Source organism: Hymenobacter fodinae (assembly GCF_004745825.1).
GTDB classification, from domain to species: Bacteria; Bacteroidota; Bacteroidia; order Cytophagales; family Hymenobacteraceae; genus Hymenobacter; species Hymenobacter fodinae.
Genome location: NZ_SRLA01000003.1, coordinates 150057 through 168851, shown reverse-complemented (window position 1 = coordinate 168851; position 18795 = coordinate 150057). Strand labels below are relative to the sequence as shown.

Sequence of the window (18795 nt, the reverse complement as noted above, 5' to 3'; positions counted from 1 at the left end):
TGATGCGAGGCTACTACTTAGCACAGTCATTCAGGTTCAAATACCGTCCTTACGCATAGACGCAGATGCGCTATTCTAACAGTGCGTACTAGCTAATCAATAAGCTGCTCATCTTCCAACGGTGTCCAACAAAAAGCCCCTGCCAAACCTAGTGCAATACCAGATTTGACAGGGGCCAAGCAGTCGCAACGACCGGCAGGCGGTTACTCCACTAGGGAGACCCGTATTTTGCGGCCTTTGATTTTGGCGCCTGTAACGCGTTCGGCAATATCTTTAGCCTGGGGGCGAGGAACAGCCACGTAGCTGTAGTGGTCAAACACTTCAATGTGGCCAACCTCAGAACGCTCTAGGCCACCTTGCGCCACAAACGTACCTACCAAGTCGTGGGCACTGACCTTGTCTTTGCGGCCCGCGGAAACGTGCAGCGTCACGTTCTCGGGACGCGGCGTTTTTGGGGCGGCTGGGGGGAGCTTAGGCGCATGGAGGGGCTTCCACTGAATACCAGCGGCTACCGGCCACTTCTTCACCTGAGCCATTTCCTTGTCGGTGACTAGGATGTGGGCTGTTCCTTCGGCGCCAGCCCGCGCAGTGCGACCTGCTCGGTGCTGGAAAGCATCAGCTTTATCGGGGGCATCAAACTGCACTACCGTGTCGAGGGCGGTAACGTCGATACCACGAGCGGCCACGTCGGTAGCTACCAGCACTTGGCTTGAGCCGTTGCGCAGCTTCATCAGGGCCTTGTCGCGCTCGGGCTGGGGCATTTTACCGTGTAATACTTCCGCCGCTACCCCTCGGCCCTGCAAAAAACGCGTCAGCTCGGAGCACCGCTCGCGCGTGTTACAGAATACCAAGGCGCGGCCGGTTTCGGGCTGCTGCAGCAAGTGCAGGAGCGCGGCGGGCTTCTTCTCTACTGTCCCGTAGTGGCCTAGCAGCGTAAGGTTCTCGGGAAGCTCATCGGTATCCTCCCCGGCATTCACCACCCGGGGGCGCGTGAGGTTTTTGCGGATCAACTCCAGCACCTTATCCGACATAGTAGCCGAGAATAGCAGAGTCTGCCGGCGGCGAGGTAGGCGCTTGATGATTTCTACCAATTCATCCTGAAAGCCCAGTTCCAGCAGCTTGTCAGCCTCATCCAGGATGAGCACTTTCAATTGATTGGGAATGATGCTGCGCCGCTCAAAGTGGTCGAGCAACCGCCCTGGGGTGGCAACAACAATATGCGGCGCCTGCTGCAGAGAAGCCGTTTCATCGTGGAAAGCATGGCCGCCGTAGAAGGCTGCTACGCGCAGGTTGGGCAGAAATTTGCCTAGTTTCTTGAGGGCATCGCGCACCTGCAGGGCTAGCTCCCGCGCCGGAACCAGCACAATGATTTGCACAGCATCCAGCTTCACGTCTATCTGATGCAGCACCGAAAGGCCATACGCGGCCGTTTTGCCCGAGCCGGTTGGGGCCTGGCCTACCACATCCTGTCCGGCCAGTGCCATTGGAATCACCTGCTCCTGTACGGGAGTAGGAGCCGCAAAAGCCAACTCTTCAAGGGCTTGCAGAAGAGCAGGAGAGAGGCCTAGGTCGGCGAAGGAGGGAGAAGTTGAAGTCATACAGCAATATATTTCCAGCAAAGGTAGCGCATTGGCAGGCGGGAATGAGGAATAGGGCGTTTTGCTGATCGAGCATGCAATGCGAAACCGACGCTGCGCCGTACAACCTGCTCATACTAGGCCAGGTAGGGAGCACTCTTCGGCTAGTACCTATGTGCTACTCCTCTACGTCTACCAGCCGGTAGCGAATGGCTGATTTCTTGGGCCGGATATCCATGCCTACATAATGGGCATAGGCTTTTGTGAAGCAGGCGCCAAAGTAGAAGATCATGGCTGAATAGAACACAAACAAGAGCACAAGTACCATGCTAGAGGCGGGCCCGTAAATAGGCCCCAGATTACGCGGCACCAGCAAAAAGCCCAATATATTCTCGCCCAGGTCAATCAAAATAGCCGTGAGTATGGCTCCGCGCAGTACCGCTCGGGGCGGTACCTTGGCACTACTCAGGTTGCGAAATGTAATGCCGAACCATGCCGCTAGAATCAGCAGGGAGGAAAGCTGATTGATGATCTGGAAGAGGTAGTAAACAAAGGTGGCGTCGAAGTCGCGGATGAAGTCGCCGAAAACGGCCAGGGCCGCGTCAAATGCAAATGCCAGCACCGATAAGATCATGGTGGCGAAAAGCAGGCCTAGCGACCGGGCGCGCTCCTTCACAATTTTAGCAAAACGGCCGGTGCTGCGCCGCGTCCGGATTTGCCAAAGCTGATTCAGTGAATTTTGAATAACCCCGAAGAGAGTGGTGGCAATGAACAGCAAGAAGGCAAAGCCCAGCCAGGTAACCCAGCGGTTTCGCTCCACATTGGTAACGTTCTGCAGAATCTGCTCCACTAAGCCAGCGGCCGATGCACCAAGCAAGTGGGCCAGCTTGGTGAGCAGTAGCATGCGCACTGCCGAGGTGGAATACAGTGACCCAATGATCTGAATAAGAATAATCAGGATTGGAGGCAGGGCAAACGTGGTGAAAAAAGCCGTAGCGGCTCCCAACCGAAGTGGGTCGTTGGCACTGAACTCACGTGCTGCCCGCCGCAGCAAAATCAGGAAATCGGTCCAGGCATTGCGGCGGTGGTGCGCCGAGTCATGTACTTTTGTCATTGGAGGCGCGTACTACTCTTGGCGCGAAGCCAGCTTAGGGCGGTGTACGAAGGTAAGACGCTGCCGCTGGATTATGTGCCGTTCCTGCTAAACTTTCCTTGTGACTCAACCGCCCATTTCGCCTTCTGATACTCCGCCTCCAACTGGGTGGGTACGCCGCCTAATCAATCCCTTGCGGGACTTACTGCGGCAAGGCCTTACGCCGCACCAACTGGCGCTAACCGTAGCGCTAGGAACCGTGCTGGGGCTGGTGCCCGTGCTGGGAATTACTACACTGCTGTCAACATTTATTGCCATACGGCTGCGCCTGAATGTGGCAGCCACGCTGCTGATTGCGCACCTCTGGAGCCCGGTTCAGCTGTTGTTGCTCATTCCATTGCTGCATTGGGGTAGCCAGCTGATGGGCGCTACGGCTCAGGGAGCCCTCACGCTAGCTCAGCTGCAGCTGCAATTCTCCCACGATTGGGTTGCCGCCTTACAAGTTCTATGGAAGGCATTTGCGGGTGCTTTGTTTCTGTGGGCGCTAGCCGCAGTGCCGGTAGGAGCGCTGATATACTTTTTACTGCGCCCCATATTGCGGCGAGTGTTAGCCCGCCAGCAGGCCGTAGCTAGCCAGTAGGAGCTGATTATTAAGCCTCTAGAAAATAGCAAAGCCCAGCGCTGTAGCGCTGGGCTTTGCAGTAGGCTAGTAGCAGAAAGCTACGCGCGCTGGTACACGGGCTCGGTCGTGAGCAAGTACTGTACGAGCGGCTCTTCCGAAGTGGGGTCAACCAGCATTAGGTCCACAAACTGAGCTTCACCAATGTTATTCTGAATAACCGGTCCCAAATCCTGTAGGAAAGCAGGGTCTTGCTGGTCGGTGTGGAAAGCCAGCAGCAGACGACGCTCTTCGGGGTTGTGCTGCATTTGCATCTCCGCCATGTAAATGGCGTGAATGTGGTCTTGGCCAGCAGCGTATTCGCGCAATGCCTCTTTCAGGGCCACTGGTTCCTCGGCTGGCTGATGCAGTGCTACCTGAACGTCCTGTGGATTGGGAGCCTCGAACAGCTGACCAGCTAGCAGGGCCTGAATTTCTTCAACGGCCAGAAGCTTACCCACTGGCGAGAATGGGTTAAGGGCACACTCCGCCCCCTGCACCATCGAGAAGAAATCGTGGCCGCGCAGGCGCATATAGGTTACTGAGTCGGCGGGTACTGCGCCACTCTCGTAAATGCGTTCTGCCGAGGTGAAAACCGGAATTTTACCGTCGTGCAAAACCTGGAGCTGAATCTCCATGCCTTCAGTAGGGGTAATCTCGCCTGGCTCCTGATCTTCTTTAGGCGCCATAACTACTACTACTTCTTCGCCCAACAACGCCTGGTAGAAGGGGCTACGGAAAGCCGGATCAGTAGCGGCCTGCAGCAGCAACTGCTCTAAAATATTACGAGGCTCAAAGGCGGCCAGATCGGGAGTCTGAGGAATTGGAATGGGGGGCGCCGGCGGAATCTGGGGCATGGGAGCCGGGGCGGGAGGGGTGGGCATCTGATAATTCGAGCCCTTGTAACGTGGGCCAGAAGGTGCATCAGCCGCGCTCGGAGAGGGCGAAGCAGCGGGGGTGGAAGTAGAAGCAGGCGCCGGAGTAATATCCTCCGGTTTCTTCTTTAGAAAGTCAAATAGACCCATAACAAAACAAACAGATGAAGCTGCAAGCTAAGGAGGAATATGGGAAGATGCACGCCCAAAGCACACAGATCATCCCTCTTAAAAGCAAATAAAAAACCGTAGGCTGCTATAAGCAGTTCCCGAGTTGCTGGCTAGCCATGACTCTCCATTTATCTAGGCCTGCACGTTAGCCGAAATGCTCGCACTGTCAAAGCGCCTAGGATGGTAATAGGCCTAGCTTGCGGACTATAGGTTATCCATAAGCATCCTCAACGCTAGGGTTATTGCCCGTCGCTGCCGTTACAGTGGCCTAACAACTCAGAGGCCTCGTGGATAGTGTAAGCCTGATTTTTATTGCCCCAATTTTGCTGCACAAAGTTGAGCAAGTTGGCAATCTGGGAATCCGTCAGGTCGTCGTGGCCCGGCATTACTTGGTTGTACTCCACCCCGTTTACTACTACCACGCCTCGCATGCCCTTCCGGATCAGGCACGGCAAATCGGCGCGGTGCTGCGCCACGTAGTCGGAGGCCGCAACGGGCGGAATCAGGCGTTTGAGGCCTTGGCCCTGCTCGCCGTGGCAATTGGCACAGTGCGAGGCGTAGAGTTGGGCTCCTTCATTGCGACGCTCGGTAAAGCACCCGTTCAGGCCCAGGGCAACAGCCAGGCCTAGCACCATGGCTACGGCACCAGATTTGGGAAGTGCAGGCCGCCGGTAGCTCATTTGGCGGCCGTAGCGCGGGCGTTAGCTTCTTCCTTCAGCAACTCGGGCAGCTCTTTAATCAGTCGATCAACCTCCGTCTTTTCCATGCCATCATACAGGCCTCGGATGCGGCGGTGGGAGTCGATGAGAGCAAACGTGCCACTATGAGCATAGCCCCCTACAACACCTTTATCCACCTGAGCAGCCGTCATGTAAGCCCGGGCCAGGGCAAAAATGGTGTCGTGAGGAGCCGTAGCAAAATGCCACCGCGACGCATCCTTGATACCCAGCCGCTCCGCGTAGTCGCGCAACACCGGAATCGAGTCGTGGGCCGGGTCGATGGTGTGGCTCAGGAACAGCACATTAGGGTTGCCTTTAAACTGCTCATATACGCGCAACAGTTCGCTCTGCATTTTGGGGCAGATGCTGGGGCAGGTGGCAAAGAAGAAATCGGTGACGTAGACTTTACCAGCAAAGGTTTGGTTGGTAATGGTCTGCCGGTCTTGGTTGGTGAGGGTGAACGAGGGAACGGTATACGGAACAGTATCAGGCGCGGCTCCGGCAGTGCTAGCTACTAGTTCTGGTTCGCCTAAGTAGGGCAGGTGAGTTTCCTGGGTAGGTTTTTGGGTGCAACCTGGGAGCGTGAGGCCTGCGCTGGCTATTACTACCATGCACAAGAGGAGATGGCCTACGCTACGCAGAAACGGAATGTTCATGAAGAAATAAAATTAGCGGCTACCTGTTTTTAGTAACAAGCGTGCCGAGTCGATACTAGTTCGAAACAGGTGGCCTACGGAGTCAATATAGTGCTGCTGCTGGGCGTAATACGTCAGCCGGCGCTCCACCTTCGTGGTGTCGGCCGGCCGGTGGTACTGATGCATCCAGGTCATCATTCCGGCGTCGGCGGCCAGTAGTGCGCGGCGCTGGCGGCCCGCCATAACGGTATCTGCCGGAGCCGTTTTCTGTAGTTGCTGACGCAGGTCGTAGAGCTGATCCATTTGGGCCATGAGTTCATCGTGGCGGGCCAGCACGGCTTTTTCGGCGGCTTCGGCCTTCTGCTCATCACTTTGTAAAGACAAGCACGAAGAAAATAGCAGAAGCAATGGCAGGTATCGAAGCATTTTCACGCCGCAAAGGTAAGGCTGGGCCGCGAGTATTACGCGGGCCAAGCCAACTGCGCTGCCTTGCCACGGCCTGGCTCTACTGCCAGGGGTGCTGGGCGAAGTAGTGCCAGATAGTGGTGCCCAATTCCCACACCCCCCAAACTACCAAGCCTCCCAGGGCCAACAGCACCGCAAGCACCAGTAGGATAAGCCCCCGGCCGCTCCCCTGGTACTTGCCCTCGGCGTAATGACGGCGCAGCAAGCGTACGTTTCGGTCGTTGGCTTTATAGGCGAAGTCGAAAAAGGTTAATGAAACCTCATTAGGAGCGGCGAAATGAAGTTTTTAGAGTAATAATAGTGCTTTGTATCAAAAAAGAGGCGAAAATTTGATACACGCCTTAGCCACTATCGCGTTATTTGATACAGACGGGTCTGCTTTAGATTTTGCACTTTTCTGTGTGGTCATACAAGCTGTTAAACTCAGTAATAAACGTGGCTGCGAAGCGCACAAAGTAATTTTAAACTCGGCGGCGAACCCGTAAATTCACAGCCCTCTATCATCTGTCCGGTTGCACATGGAATTTCTTACACACGAAAACAATGTCTACGCCTATGACATCAAAGATGTAGTCAAGCACATCTCTGAGGTTGAGAGCGGGCGTAGGGGCTACTACTGTATGGGGTGCAGGCGAGAGATGCAGGCTAAGAAGGGGGAAAAGTATGCGCATCATTTCGCTCATGACCCTAAAGACATCGAACTGAAGGGTAAGTGTACATTCTCGGATGAAACACACCGGCACATACTTGCTAAAGAAACGCTGCAACGGATTCGTCAAATACGTGTGCCCGCAGTATATAAGTACCCATCCAATGGGGTGGGAGGGCATCCTCGTCTCATTCGAACAGCTTACACAATACATGCTGCGCGGGTCGAAATAGAGTTACCGTTCTTCGAAAATGAAGCCGGGGAAGTCAAATGGGGGCGCAATATTGACCTTGGCGAGTCTACCGGACGGCATTTATTAATACAACCGGACGTAGCGTTCTTCAACGCCGAGGGCAAGCCCATCTTGCTGATTGAAGTAGTCGCCACACATAAAGTAGACAAGGAGAAGCTAGTCAAAATATGGCGCCTTGGCATTGACACCGTGCAAGTATCCATACCTAAAGATTCTCCCGCTGAAATCGAAAACGCTTTTTATCAGTCAATTCGCGCAAAGTGGCTATATAACAATGAGCAAGAACAAGCCAAGTACCTACAACTTTCCGAGGGAGGTGGAGAGAGAGTACCACCTCTTGATGAATTCCAAAGACAGCTTCTTAAGTCAGAAGAATCTTACGCTTGCCGAGCGTCGCAGCTTGGAAATGTTATACGCGCAATTGGAAAGTGCGTGGGTTCAGAGCAGTATAGAGCCGCTCAAGCAGCAATTATTGGAGAAATCCGCCGAGTTGCGGAGAATGCAGAACGAGTTGGAGGAGAAGTGCGAACAGTTCAGGCTGAGCACGTCCGAGCAATTTCAGCTCGGTTTAGACCGGAGCAAGAGCGACTTGCTAGAGAGCAAGAAGGCGTTGCAGAAGAAGAGCGCAAGCTTAAAAGAGAAAGTCGCGACTTGGAAGAGCGATATCTTGGAAAAAGAAAAAGTATTACAACAGCACAAAGAGATTACCGACCAAACTGCCAAGCAGAGATTGACCGAATTACAGGAGACTTGGCTCAATCTGGAACAGGTGGAGGCACGCTTGAAGAGCGCGAAGCGGGAATTGTTACAGAAGCAGAGCAACTGGAACAAGCTTTTATCGCAGAGCAAGGCGGACTTGAAAGCGCAGCGCGAAGAGAGCGGGAGGTTGTGGACGGACTTAAGCGGCGCAGAGCGGGACTACCAGAGCACTTTAAACAACTTCAGGAGGGAACTCGAAAAGAATTTGAGCTTGCTGAAGAGCAATTGCGACAAGAAACTGCTGAGCGTGAAGCAGGAATGCGAGCAGACTTTGAGCGAGCTGGAAGAGACTCAGTTAAAGCTGTTGAGAGCGAAGATGGTGAAGGAACATCCAATATCAGCAGGCGAATTCGCGACACTCTTGATGCAGGGAGACTTCTCGATGCTGTTGAAGAAGAGCTCGTTACTTTCCGCCGAATCAGAAAAGCTAAAGCAGCTTTTGACTCGCGAGCTTACAAAAATTGGGCTTAAGCTGGACAACTTTTTGGATAAAGTGGAGCAGGTTGAGCTTGAGAAAACAAGGTCTCTTATCAAGTAATTTATTACCTCCACTTTACTACAAATCAGACTATGCCAGCAGTCATCGTAATCAATGACGATTCTGAATTCGAGGATAAACCCGGTATATCTTATGAATACCGCTTGAAGGATGCGGTAGAACTTCTGCAGCCTCGAACCCATGTGGTTTTCTACACAGGCAAGCGGCGTTCAGGCATTAATACGCCGCGGGTGTCCCCCCTTACTAATGCCGCTCACTACTTTGCCTTTGGAGTTGTAGATGAGGTTATACCACCACAAGTCCCAAAGGGAAATTACTCGTGCACTTTTTCTGAATACAGCCCCTTCCAAAGAGCTGTCCCAGTACTTAAAGCGCCCGGAGAGTACTTCGAGCCGGTGCCTCAGCTAAATGATTTCACACCGGGGAACGCCCGGTGGAGTTATTGGCAGAAGGGTGTGAGAGCGGTTAGCAGTCCCGTTATTGAGAGTATATTGCAGCATGCAGGGGCTTCTTTTAACCCCGTTTTGCACGATTATGAGCAGTCTCCCAACGTTGCCGCAGAAGCCTTCGCCTTTGGATTAGAGGGAGGACGTACCCGCGTCATTACGAACCGGATAGAGCGGGACCGGTCATTACGAGAACGCGCCATTCAAATCCACGGCTTAACATGCATTGCCTGTACGTTTAACTTCGAAGCGTTCTATGGCGAGTATGCTGCGGAATATATCCATGTTCATCATCTCAATCCATTGGCTGGATTTGAGGACCGCAGATTAGTAAATCTCTACACTGACCTTACAGTGTTATGTGCGAACTGCCATTGTATTGTCCATCGTCAGCGAGACAGGTTGTTGTCAATAGATGAGTTAAAATCCATGATTGAGCATGCCCGAAATAAATCCTAGGTCACACCAAACATGGCGTCCAACTCTGGGGAGCAAGTCATTGCTACCATTCTTAAACACGACACCAAGACCACGAGCTACAAAGTCGCATTGCTGCGTGCCCTAAATGACTTGGTGCTGTCGTATCCCGGTTTGGCGCAGTCCAACCAAGATGTTGCCGTGCCTCTCGTGCGCATTGCGGAGCTGTGGGCGGCGTATTACTGGGCATTCATGGACCTGCACCAGCCCGTCTACTAAGGTAAGGTGCCCGCGCCATGCGGGACGGTATACTCCGTAATGACGTAAACTTTCGTCCCGAGTTGACGCAACTTCGCGCCGAGTGGGAGGTTGCCGTATTGACCGGGAGCGAACCGTCAGATGGCTTTTTCCTATTTGCCGAGATGCGTACGCCTCGGCGGCGGGCAACTTACTCGAACACGCTCCGACAAACCTACGACCGAACCATAGCCGCCATTGCAGCGGCAGTAAATAAGCCCATTCAGTATGCGGGCGAGCAACAGTGGTCAGTGTTTCCCAAGCCAGACCGTCTTGACCGCTTGCCCGCCTCGGTGCTGCCTCTTCTCGGTACCCGCTTTGAGGACGTTTGCGTGGTAGTAGCTGCCACTTTGTGGCACACCTTCCACCGGCTCTCCCTCTACATCGAAGCCCTGTGCCTGCACGAATGGAGCCTCTTCACCAAGGGCGTTGTGCAGGAACCTACCCGCCCGGTCACCCGGGGGGCAGTTTACTTCCTGCCCACTGCCCGCCCCGACAACCGCCGTCCGTTGTCATGAGAGCGCAACCAAGTGGACATTCTCCTGCACGAGCGGGTATCCTTCACCTGCCCGTGGACGCAGAAACGCCTAACCTACCCGCACCACTACGACCTCGACCCCCTGCTTCCTCTAGTCGTGTACCCCATCAACGAGCTGTGGAACCTGCTGCCTGTGGACCGGAACTTCAACCAACGTGTCAAGCGCGACCGCGTTCCTTCGGGGGAGCGCCTCCGCCATGCAGAGCCGCACTTCATCACCGCTTATGAGAATTATGGCAAGTCGACAAGGCTGAGCCGGGTCATGCATGAGGATGCGGCGCTGCGGTTCGCGGGGTTAACAAACTCATCCGGCTTTGCTTCTCGCCTCGCGCAACGCGCCATCGAATTTATCGAGGACGTGTCGAACGCCCGCTACGTTTCCCGTTTTTAAGGCACGAAGAAGCTACCTTTGAACCGTTAACATTGCTTTAGCAAATGAGTACCTGTCGTTTTGCGTACCGTGTTGTTGCGGGCATTTGGCTCACTGCTTCGCTGGTGGCGTGCTCCCCCAAGGAGACTCCTGCTCCCGCGCAGGGCACCCCGACAGCTAGCCGTGACGAGCATTTGACACTGGGCAATCCCAGCGGTGCCGCCCCGAACGCGAACCAGCCTACGAATTCCGCAGTACGCGTTGTCTTACCATCGCGACCGGGGTGTTCCCAACAGGGTGTAGCGGCTCCTTAGTAGTGCAATTAGGGTGATACTACTGCAGAGTAATTTTACAACAGTCTCAGGTTTTACCGGAGCCACTATTGTCCTTCATCTATTCGGTTATTCTACTTTCACGTAGTTTTTAGAAATAAAAACCACATGTTACTTGTATTTAATGTAATATCCGTGTGATATTATGAAAAATGTGCCATTATCTAATTCTGTTTTTGAAAAATCAATCAAAATGTTGTCGCCTTTATTAAGTATTAAATAATTTTTGTCTTTTTTGTTGATTTTAAGGTTTTTAGGTTTGAGGATTTTTGTTCTGCCATTGGGTAAAACTTGCTTAACATATATATAGTCTATGAATGACGTTTCAGGGTCATTTTCACGAATTTGAAGTTGCCCATTAAACCGCTTCAATTTAAGTATGTGCTCTTTTTCTTTCTCTTTGGCATCGTAGCCATACAGTATGTGGTCTTCTAACAGCCAAGTATTATTTTTTTTAGAAAAAGTATATATATATGGGCAACTTCCACTTTCTATGGGACCATTTCTGATTACTAGGTTTTGTGTACTTTCTTTTCTGACAGCGTATACATCGTCATTGATAATTATGGATTCGATTGATAAAGAAGTTCCAAAACTAAATTCTTCTTTGAGTGCTGTTGTTAATATTAATTTTAACGGAATTATAATTGCTTCGTTTGGCTTTAATACACCTATTGAAGGGTATTCAATATTGACTAATTTGTAGGTAGAATCTAGGCTTGTGTTTTCTTTTCTTAGTCTATTGGTGTTATTATTTCTTAAAAAGAATTCTCCAATATATAAGTCGTTTTTAGTTCTGTTTTCTAATAAAGCAGCTTTTAGCGAAAGATAAGGAGGGACTATGGTAACTGTCCATCCTAAATCAGCGCATTCATCTCCCTGAGAAGCAATTTTTGCTTTGATGAACTTATTTGGATAATTGTCTTTTGTAATAAAAATCAAAAAGTCTAGTAATTTATTCGTATTGTTAAGGTATGAATTATCGTTGGTTAGATTAGTTGTATTAGTATTGCTTTTAAGTTCCAACTCTCTTAACTTGGTAAGTTGAGATTTAGTGAGAAACCAACTATGTGAAATATGGTAATCTTTTTTTAGCTTGTCTTTCATGCTTTCATTTATGAAATGAAGAGCCTCACTTTCTTCTATTTGGAAGTCTGCAGAAGGATAATAATCATATCCGGGGAATGAGTCTTCAGAAAAATCATGTGTGCCAACTGTGTATAGTTTTGGTCGTTTACTCACGTTTACTCTTTCTTGCTCCCCATTGACTTCCAAGTCTGTATATAATTCATGATAGAGTGTATCTGTTGAAAGGACATGAAACTTGGTTCTTATCGTGTCTAAAGTATTAAAAACATTATTTTTAATAATATATGGATTTTTTGATAAATTGCCTTCCCACGCAGGTTCAATTTTTCCTTCTAGTAGAAAATCTAAACTTAATCCTTTTAGATTATAGTAAGAAAAAGACAATGGATTAGCTCTTGTGTTATTTATTTTATTCGGTAATTTAATAGTGAATTGATTTTCATTAATATTATTATCAAATTTTCTTTTGTAAAATGCTGTTTTGTATCTCCAGAATACTTTTGTTTCAATACTGTCTAAATTCTTGTATGGTATATCATTAAATGAAAATAATCCTTCTTTATTAGAAAAAGTATTTAAGCTATCTGTTTTATTATTTCTATAAAGCAGTAATAATATTCGGGCATTTTCAGTGGGGGTATTGTCACTGTTTATGACAATGCCTTTCACACTAATTTTGTTGTTAAAAAGTGATGACAGTGGTTCAACAACTGTTTTAATATCGCCTATGAGCGCTGCTATCGCTGCAATTAATGTGGTTATTATAATAGCTCTTTGCTTCAATAACAACCATATTTTAAACGTTTCAATTTTAAGTTTTTTCATATACTTGATGTGTGAAAAAGCGAAAGATTGAAATATCAGCAGTTACTTCTTCAATGGAGTTTTGAGGAGATAATATTGAACTTCATGGCTTAGATTGCAGCGTGCGTAGAAACGGTCACACAGGAATGCGAAGTTGCTGGAAGGGTGTGTCGCGAAAGATGACACAAGGTGATGTACTTGCCAACGCAAGTAAGACTTATAAGGTAGAGACTCAGTCGATAATTACAAAAAAGTATAAACTTTAGACGTTACGTGTTGCCGTTTGACAAGGACTCAACGTCTAATGCCTTTAATATGTACTTTCCCTGTAGCTGCGAGCCACGAATCACTTTTCTCCCCCCCCTTATGCTAAAATTACTACCCTGTGCTCTTGTCCTACTATGTTGTATTGCCCTCACAGGCTGCGACAGTAGCGGTTCGGATGACTCAGACTATAAGGAGACCAGCGCCAGCACAGCGTACAATGACTCCGATGATGAGGAGAGCGACGATGATGAGTCAGGCAGTGGGAATGTTCATTACTATAGCCCCAACAGGGGTACTGTCAGTGACTACACGCTCGACGTAAAGCACGATGCGAACGACAACGTGGAGCGCATCAACTTCGAGAACGGCGGCTGGATAGACCACTCCCACATTACTGACCAGACTCACAACGGGGACGGCACTATTACTCTGGAAACCGACACGGGGTTGAATACACGGTGGACGAGGAATAAGAGTGTGATTGCTGTATTATTGATTCGCACTAATAGTCGTTTTTCTGACTCAAAATAGGTCGTAATTTACGCTTAGAAAACAATCATGAATTTTTTGCAGACTGTTGAAACCTCATTAGGATTCGAGCTTACGACATTAAATTTGAGCAAAGTAGAGTTAACCCACACAATGCTTAGAGAATTAAGCCATAATCTAAATAACTATTATTCTTCTTACGATTTTCCTGAAAAGCCTTCTAATACTGTCCGACCGTTTCTATCACCACACTACGGTATAGGAAACGATATACAATGGTATGTGCGAGGTCATTTTGATAACGCACTTAATTATAACTTCAACGCGCCAACCAGCTCTCCTCTCATCGATATATGCAAAAAGCACTTGTTGTACTCGCACTCTATTTCATTTGAAGACCCGCTCATCTACTTAACTGATTATTTTGCTTATGCTCCATCGAAGTACTCCAACGCTCGCATTCCAGCAATAAAATTCCTTTTAAATGAGTATGCGCAAATGAAGCCTCTTATAGAAAGAAATTATATAGTGCCTTTTGCTTATAATAAAGTTGGTGTTATGGATGACAGTCAATATATTTTAAATGAGGAAGAAATTTTATTGTTAAACGAGTACGTGTTGTTGCCTGAAAAGGATATTGAATTTAAATCTCATACTATTTTAAAAGACTTAGACCTTGTAAGTAGGTTGGGATATAATATTGATTTATACTTTCCAAGCAAAGAATACATTGGAGTGTATGCGGGAATTTTGCGGATGGCAGAAAAGTCATTTGTTTCAGCGGATGTTATTCAGCCTTTTATGAGTAGTGTTGTTGGGCAAATAAGTGGAATAAGAATAAATGCCGTAAGTATTGAAGATATAAAACATATTAGGGAAGGAGAAGAAGCGTTTCATATATGGAGAGAGTTTACTCATAGTATATTGAATCAATTGTATAGTACAGAATTACTTTACTCTGATAAAGGCGGAGAATTTATGCATATTGCAAAATCGAAATTCAAAGAGTTGGATTCAGGTATCAAATCTAGACTGCATAAATCTCCCGTGCTTAAGGAAATATTAAATACAGCGGAACAAGCAGCTATAGGAATTTCTATTGGTGCTATATCAGGTATGGTATTAGGTTCTTCACCTTATAATTCTATGGTGACAGGAGGATTGTCTCCAATTGTGAGATTAATAATTAATTACTTTAAAAATATTTTTCCAATAAACCGGAATATATCATTAAATAATCACTTTATGGCATTTAATCTTGAATAGGTATGAGTTTGTTTGAACTTTTCTAAAGGTGTCTCGAGAACGACTTTTTTAGCACCGTGTAGTAGTCCTGCTACCTCGTTATAAATTCGTTCAATGAAGCGATAGAACTGCTTCGCGATGCGCGAGACCTAGATATGAAACTCCCAACACGCTATACTTCGCTCAGCTGTACATGGAAGACATAAATGGCGTAATACTCTTAACTCATTTACTGCTCTATATTTAAAGCTCAGAAGTTAGTCAAGAACTTGTGAAATTATGAAACTGCTCTTTTTGTGGAAAATAGGCATAAAGAATACGGCGCTATCTCGACTTGATTGTCCTCAAGGTATCTTGCATGTTTGGCGCTCCTTGGGGAGTCAGGAAAATTCAAGTATCAATGTACGCTTTGTAATATCACAGTCGAAACATCCGAAAAGCCACAGAATGGCTTTGGATGTCAGTCAAATATTACTGGTGCACACAGATGGAAGCCTCTACCATAACTCAAGCTGCTAATAGTTATTTTATTAACTGGTATTGGGTATTCATCTCTCAAAATTTTCTCTTCAATCCTTCTGCTTTTTTGATTTATAGTATTATGAATAGTGATTTTCTTGCGCAAGAATCTGCCGTGCAGAAAAGCATGAACCGCAACAATTATATGTTGTCGGCACGGGATATTTTTCGGACGTTAAAGGAACTGCGGCAGAACAAAAAGTTGTCGAACCGGCGCTGGGTGTGGGAGCTGCTGCAAAACGCTAAGGACGTGCGCAACCGGTTTGAGCGCGTGAGCGTGGTGGTAGAGCACATGCCCACACACCTACGGTTTCGCCATAACGGCAACCCGTTCAGCATCGATAACCTGACATGCCTGATTCAGCAGGTCAGCTCGAAATTGTCGGACAGCAGTGACGAAGAACAAACCGGCAAATGGGGTACGGGCTTCATTAGCACCCACCTGCTTGCCACTACAATCAATGTAACGGGCATCGTGGATTGCGAGGGGAGGGGATACCGCCGGTTCAGTCTGCTCCTCGACCGCTCGGGCGACACCGCCGAAGCCCTGCTGGAAAGCATCCGCGCCACATCGTTGGAAGTGCTACGCCTCGAAGACAACGACGATGCCTTTCCTCCTCAACCTGAGTACGAAGAGCGGCGCCATGAAACCGATTTCGACACGGAGTTCAGCTACGAGCTGCTAACGCCCGAAAACAAAGAAGCCGCTGTAGCGGGCATTGCCGACCTCATTTTAACGCTGCCCAGCGCCCTGCTCAACATCCCGAGGCAGAAAATCAAATTGGTGCAGGTAAAGCAGCTCGACGGCACTACAATCACGTTCGACGTGGAACCGGTACAGCACCACGGAAATATAACGGGCTACACCATCACGAGCAGTGCCGATACGCCCGGCGCGGAACCTACACGGCGGCATTTCTACGCCTACGAAACCGACGAGCTGCGTCTGCTGGCGGAAGTGACGAACTTTACGGCGCCCGCATTGGTGCCGCCACGTCCTGACCAACCGGTGCTGTACCGTGACTTTCCGCTGATTGGTTCGGAGCGGTTCCATTTTCCCTTTGCTCTGAACAGTTCGGAGTTTTACCCGAACGAGCGCCGCGACGGTATATTCTTGAACGCCACCGAGGATAAGGAAATCCAGCGCAACCGTACACTGCTCGTTGCCGCCCAAGCGGCAGCTCTCGATTTTACGCGTTGGCTGATTGAACAAAACGTGTGCAACCGCTACGTGCTAGTCAATACCCGCGTACCCGAAGTACCGGGCGACGGGCTGGACGCCGATGCACGTAAGTGGTATGAGCAGTTGCAAATTGCTTGGCGGCATGAGCTGCTCGACCTGCTCCTTGTCGAGACGGAAGCCGAAGCCGGCACAGTCGTACCCCTGCGCCAAGTACGCATCCCGCGCCTACAAGCCAACGCTAAGCAAGAAGACAACGAGGCGTTGTGGGAGCTTGCCGTAGACTTTCTGGGCAAAGATGCCGTACCGCGCCGCGACCTACTGCCGATGTGGAGCAAGGCGTTGGGCGTCGAAGAAGAAATGGAAAGCTGGGGGGAGACGATATTTCTCAAGGTTGAACATCTATTGCAGCTCGTCGGCGAGAAGAAGACGCTGGCAGCGTTACCGATGGTTATAGCAGCAGGCGGCGACGAAAAGGTGGGCATCGACTGGCTGAATGCCCTTTACGCCTATCTAGCCAAGCACGAGCTGATGAGTCTGCTCCGAGCTTTCCCCGTTGTGCCAAACCAGTTTGGGGATTTGAGGCTGCTTAATGAGAAGCTGTTTGTGGAGCGCCCCGACGAACTGATTCCCGCCCCCGTTCTCGATGTGCTACACCAGCTCGATTTACCGTGGCGCGATGAGCTGCTGCGCCGCGACATCGAGCTACCCAACTACACGCACCAAGAACGGGCGCTACGTGACGCTTCTACAGTAATCAACACCAAGTTGAAAGAACCGCAGCACAAAACCGATGCGCTCGAATCAGCCTTTTTACAACGTGACGATGCCCAGCAAATTCTGGTTGACCTGCTGCGGTTAACCTCGCCCAACGCCGACGATACTACGTTGCGCAGTCAGCTCTTTCAGTTCGTGCAGGACTTACTACACGTTGAAGGGGGACCGAAGACAGTTGAAAGCCTGCAGTATTTCGACTTCTACAAAGCAACTCAGTTGCTGACGATGCTCCTGAACGAGACCATCGAGAAGGCAGGAACGCTGGTCGGGCTAGCCGCCGAGCTGCGGATGGAGTCCCCTGATGCAGCGCGGCATTGGCTGGGGCGCTACCTGAAATTCTTGGAAGGCAGCCGTTTCAAAAGCCTTTTGGAGTACGGTAACATCGTGCCCAATCAAGAGCTGGAAGGGCGGCTGTGCGCCTACGAGGACCTGTACCGCGCAGGTACCCGCGAGCTGCCGTTGGATGACGAGCTTCTCGACATTCTCAAAGAGCTAGATGGTACGCAGGACTGGCGACCCAAACTGCTGGCAAAAGGCATCGACCTTGAAATTAAGCCCTACACGTTCGCTGATTTGGGCAGCATCGTCGCCTCGATAGCTGACGAATTACTAAGGGCAGACGAGTATAAGCAACACACCAAGGCGTTGCTAAACCTGATTGGCTGGTGTCGGGCTTCGACGCAGAATACCATATTGGCAGGCGAATACCTTGGTAAGTTCAGTGAACGGCTGACAACCCATTGGTTCACGTTAACGGTGGCTAATAGCGGTAATAGCAAACAGGCAATGCGCCTATTCGAAAAGCCCGAGCAGATAGATGACTTAGTGGCAATTGCCGATTCTGGTAAGGTAGCCAAGCTTCGTAAGCTGGTGAATAGTAGCGACGACGTGCTGGACCGAGCCCTTCGTTTTGTGAGTCAATTGGAATTAGAGGTTGACAATTTCAGGTTCCTGCAGAGCATCGGAGCGGAGATGGAGCGAGCCTTCAAAGAAGCCCTACTGGAAGCCGGTGTTACCGTAGTTATTGAGCCCGGCTCTGGTACTACAGCTACGGTAGCGCAAATCGATTACCACGGCATTGGCTCCTACGATTTTGCCGTGCGCAACCTTGCTACCAATAAAGCTTTCTACTTAGAGCTGAAATCCTTCAAGAAGGACAATCCTCAACACATTCGGTTGGCGCAGTCTCAAGCAAAGCGAGCGGCTAAAGATGAGGAACCCTTTGCCCTCTGCGTAGTGGGGCGCGACCGTCGCGCCGAAGATGTGACTGCGGAACACGTTAGGCAAGAGCTGACGTACGTGAAGGACTTGCAGGCAACGATGGAGCCTATTGCTAAAGAAATAGAACACTTTGAGCAACTGTACAGCCAGACTGACGCACCCGTTTGGTTTGATGTATCGTCGCTGCACCAAAGCAAGGTGTTCGTCACCCACGAATTCATCGACGACCGTCGTAACTCCTTTGAAGAGCTAATTCGTGACATCAAAGCTGCTATCCTCTAGCCGTATCACCGGTCACCGCTATGCTTTTTTACTAAAAATTTGCTAATATATTTGGTTGAGCGTGGCGGTATGACTTTTTTTACTAAAAATTTTAGTATGTATTTTAGCCGTACATTTGCGCCATGATGTTCTATAGAAGAAAGGTATTGTTGGCAGTCCTTGAATGCTT

16 protein-coding genes are annotated in these 18795 nt (G+C 49.6%); 8 read left to right on the top strand and 8 right to left on the bottom strand.

Annotated elements, in window-relative coordinates:
• Positions 1 to 203: 203 nt before the first annotated feature.
• Both EU556_RS14695 and EU556_RS14690 read right to left on the bottom strand, forming a co-directional pair.
• A complete protein-coding gene (locus EU556_RS14695; RefSeq protein WP_135434908.1) occupies positions 204 to 1598 on the bottom strand; it encodes a DEAD/DEAH box helicase in 1395 nt (464 codons plus the stop codon).
• 157 nt (positions 1599 to 1755) lie between these two features.
• A complete protein-coding gene (locus tag EU556_RS14690; protein WP_135434907.1) occupies positions 1756 to 2691 on the bottom strand; it encodes a YihY/virulence factor BrkB family protein in 936 nt (311 codons plus the stop codon).
• Between the two features lie 100 nt (positions 2692 to 2791).
• Here EU556_RS14690 and EU556_RS14685 point away from each other — a divergent pair, with 100 nt between their 5' ends.
• Positions 2792 to 3310 (top strand): DUF2062 domain-containing protein, encoded by a 519-nt coding sequence (locus EU556_RS14685; RefSeq protein WP_135434906.1) that lies wholly within the window; start codon positions 2792 to 2794, stop codon positions 3308 to 3310.
• A gap of 80 nt (positions 3311 to 3390) precedes the next feature.
• Here the strand turns inward: EU556_RS14685 and EU556_RS14680 are convergent, their stop codons facing one another.
• From EU556_RS14680 to EU556_RS14660, 5 genes are all read right to left on the bottom strand, one after another.
• A complete protein-coding gene (locus EU556_RS14680; protein ID WP_135434905.1) occupies positions 3391 to 4353 on the bottom strand; it encodes an enhanced serine sensitivity protein SseB C-terminal domain-containing protein in 963 nt (320 codons plus the stop codon).
• Positions 4354 to 4613: 260 nt separating this feature from the next.
• The gene (locus EU556_RS14675; protein WP_135434904.1) at positions 4614 to 5054 is read right to left on the bottom strand and encodes a c-type cytochrome; all 441 of its coding nucleotides are present in this window, start codon (positions 5052 to 5054) and stop codon (positions 4614 to 4616) included.
• Positions 5051 to 5749 carry an SCO family protein gene (locus tag EU556_RS14670; RefSeq protein WP_245327682.1) on the bottom strand — a complete coding sequence of 233 codons (699 nt, stop codon included), beginning with the start codon at positions 5747 to 5749 and terminating at the stop codon, positions 5051 to 5053. The genes EU556_RS14675 and EU556_RS14670 overlap by 4 nt, the downstream gene beginning before the upstream one ends.
• Before the next feature lie 12 nt (positions 5750 to 5761).
• Complete coding sequence (locus EU556_RS14665) at positions 5762 to 6112, bottom strand: hypothetical protein (RefSeq protein WP_135434903.1); 351 nt, start codon at positions 6110 to 6112, stop codon at positions 5762 to 5764.
• A 121-nt stretch (positions 6113 to 6233) separates the two neighbouring features.
• Entirely contained in the window at positions 6234 to 6398 is a 165-nt protein-coding gene (locus EU556_RS14660) for a hypothetical protein (protein ID WP_210116298.1), read from the bottom strand.
• Between the two features lie 313 nt (positions 6399 to 6711).
• On the opposite strand from EU556_RS14660, the gene EU556_RS14655 reads away from it, so the two are divergent.
• From EU556_RS14655 to EU556_RS26350, 5 genes are all read left to right on the top strand, one after another.
• Positions 6712 to 8325: a competence protein CoiA family protein gene (locus EU556_RS14655; RefSeq protein ID WP_135434902.1), complete on the top strand. Its 1614-nt coding sequence runs from the start codon at positions 6712 to 6714 to the stop codon at positions 8323 to 8325.
• A 99-nt stretch (positions 8326 to 8424) separates the two neighbouring features.
• Positions 8425 to 9258 (top strand): HNH endonuclease, encoded by an 834-nt coding sequence (locus EU556_RS14650; protein ID WP_135434901.1) that lies wholly within the window; start codon positions 8425 to 8427, stop codon positions 9256 to 9258.
• A 12-nt stretch (positions 9259 to 9270) separates the two neighbouring features.
• A complete protein-coding gene (locus tag EU556_RS26360; protein ID WP_210116297.1) occupies positions 9271 to 9495 on the top strand; it encodes a hypothetical protein in 225 nt (74 codons plus the stop codon).
• Between the two features lie 62 nt (positions 9496 to 9557).
• Entirely contained in the window at positions 9558 to 10031 is a 474-nt protein-coding gene (locus tag EU556_RS26355; protein ID WP_210116296.1) for a hypothetical protein, read from the top strand.
• Between the two features lie 12 nt (positions 10032 to 10043).
• On the top strand, positions 10044 to 10442 hold the full coding sequence (locus EU556_RS26350; RefSeq protein ID WP_210116295.1) for a hypothetical protein: 399 nt from the start codon (positions 10044 to 10046) through the stop codon (positions 10440 to 10442).
• 422 nt (positions 10443 to 10864) lie between these two features.
• Here the strand turns inward: EU556_RS26350 and EU556_RS14640 are convergent, their stop codons facing one another.
• Entirely contained in the window at positions 10865 to 12667 is a 1803-nt protein-coding gene (locus EU556_RS14640; RefSeq protein WP_135434900.1) for a hypothetical protein, read from the bottom strand.
• 804 nt (positions 12668 to 13471) lie between these two features.
• Here EU556_RS14640 and EU556_RS14635 point away from each other — a divergent pair.
• On the top strand, positions 13472 to 14668 hold the full coding sequence (locus EU556_RS14635; RefSeq protein ID WP_135434899.1) for a hypothetical protein: 1197 nt from the start codon (positions 13472 to 13474) through the stop codon (positions 14666 to 14668).
• 580 nt (positions 14669 to 15248) lie between these two features.
• Positions 15249 to 18626 (top strand): sacsin N-terminal ATP-binding-like domain-containing protein, encoded by a 3378-nt coding sequence (locus EU556_RS14630; RefSeq protein ID WP_167855588.1) that lies wholly within the window; start codon positions 15249 to 15251, stop codon positions 18624 to 18626.
• Positions 18627 to 18795: the final 169 nt, after the last annotated feature.

Excerpts from the sequence above, each read along its gene's own strand:
- EU556_RS14695 (WP_135434908.1), bottom strand. The coding sequence starts at position 1,598 with ATGACTTCAACTTCTCCCTCCTTCGCCGACCTAGGCCTCTCTCCTGCT.
- EU556_RS14690 (WP_135434907.1), bottom strand. The coding sequence starts at position 2,691 with ATGACAAAAGTACATGACTCGGCGCACCACCGCCGCAATGCCTGGACC.
- EU556_RS14680 (WP_135434905.1), bottom strand. The coding sequence starts at position 4,353 with ATGGGTCTATTTGACTTTCTAAAGAAGAAACCGGAGGATATTACTCCG.
- EU556_RS14675 (WP_135434904.1), bottom strand. The coding sequence starts at position 5,054 with ATGAGCTACCGGCGGCCTGCACTTCCCAAATCTGGTGCCGTAGCCATG.
- EU556_RS14670 (WP_245327682.1), bottom strand. The coding sequence starts at position 5,749 with ATGAACATTCCGTTTCTGCGTAGCGTAGGCCATCTCCTCTTGTGCATG.
- EU556_RS14655 (WP_135434902.1), top strand. The coding sequence starts at position 6,712 with ATGGAATTTCTTACACACGAAAACAATGTCTACGCCTATGACATCAAA.
- EU556_RS14650 (WP_135434901.1), top strand. The coding sequence starts at position 8,425 with ATGCCAGCAGTCATCGTAATCAATGACGATTCTGAATTCGAGGATAAA.
- EU556_RS26360 (WP_210116297.1), top strand. The coding sequence starts at position 9,271 with ATGGCGTCCAACTCTGGGGAGCAAGTCATTGCTACCATTCTTAAACAC.
- EU556_RS14640 (WP_135434900.1), bottom strand. The coding sequence starts at position 12,667 with ATGAAAAAACTTAAAATTGAAACGTTTAAAATATGGTTGTTATTGAAG.
- EU556_RS14635 (WP_135434899.1), top strand. The coding sequence starts at position 13,472 with ATGAATTTTTTGCAGACTGTTGAAACCTCATTAGGATTCGAGCTTACG.
- EU556_RS14630 (WP_167855588.1), top strand. The coding sequence starts at position 15,249 with ATGAATAGTGATTTTCTTGCGCAAGAATCTGCCGTGCAGAAAAGCATG.